Consider the following 1,117-nt stretch of genomic DNA (forward strand, 5'->3'; position numbering starts at 1 on the left):
CTGCAGACGCTGCTGTACACTTCGGGCGAGCGCGTGCTGACCTTGCAGTGGACGCTGGACGGTCAATCGCGCGTGCTGTATGTGCCCGCGGGCTACCCGCAAGCGAAACTGGCGAGCCTGCGCCTGCAAGCGAAACTCGGCGACGCGCTGCGCCAACTCGCCAGCGCGTACCAGACGCCCATTGAGTGGGCGCCCAACGGCGCGGAGCCGCTGGTCGTGCTGGATGTGCAGGACGCCACGCTCGAAGACGCGCTGCAGAAGCTACTCATCGGCTCGAACTACACCGTCAAGCGGCACGGCGACTTCTGGCGCGTCGTGAGCCGATGACGCCGAGGCGATAGCAGGAATCACACCTCCTGTACCGAACAACCAGTCGGTACAGGAGGTGAATGTTTATGCGGCTATTAGCAACGACGCTGAGTCTGGTTCTGCTGCTTGCAAGTTGGGCGCAAGGGCTGCAAGCGGGCGCAGCTGCCAACAAGATTACCCCGACCAAGCAGGTGTTCCTGGCGGGCTATTCGCCGAACCGCCCGAACACAGGCGGCGTCCACGACGATATCTGGGCGCGCGCCCTCGTCATCCAAGTGGGCAACGAGCGGCTGGCAATCGTGGTGTGCGACCTGCTGGGGCTGCTGCGCGACGATGTGCAGAAGATCCGTCAGCAGGTCAAATCCGTGCCTCCCAACCGCGTGATGGTGCTGTGTACGCATGTGCATTCCGCGCCCGACACGATTGGACTGTGGGGACCGACTCCCACACAGTCGGGACGCGATAACGAATATGTGAACTTCGTGATTGAGACCGTCGCGAAGACCGTCGACGAAGCCGCAAGCAAACTGCAACCCGCGCTTGTGGGCTTTGCAAAGACCACCATCGAAGGCGTCGCCAAAAACTACCGCATCGAGCAGATTCTGGACACCGAAGCGGCGGTGATGCAGTTCCGCAGCAAGGCGGACGGCAAGGTCATCGCCACACTAACCAACTTCGCCTGCCATCCCGAAGTGCTGAACAACGACCAGCTCACCAGCGACTTCTGCCACTGGTACTACCAGACGGTGGAGCGCGCGGTCGGCGGGGTGGCGATTTTCGCGAACGGCGCGCTGGGCGGGATGATTTC

Annotated in this window: 2 protein-coding genes; both read left to right on the forward strand. The window is 62.5% G+C overall.

Annotated features, from left to right (window positions below):
* Nucleotides 1-327: STN domain-containing protein (locus NW807_RS06485; protein WP_414425607.1), on the forward strand; the 327-nt coding region annotated here is incomplete at its 5' end.
* 62 nt (nucleotides 328-389) lie between these two features.
* Nucleotides 390-1,117: neutral/alkaline non-lysosomal ceramidase N-terminal domain-containing protein (locus tag NW807_RS06490; RefSeq protein ID WP_414425608.1), on the forward strand; the 728-nt coding region annotated here is incomplete at its 3' end.

Origin of the sequence: Synechococcus sp. R70.1, from assembly GCF_047461675.1 — a bacterium.
GTDB lineage: Bacteria > Cyanobacteriota > Cyanobacteriia > Thermostichales > Thermostichaceae > Thermostichus.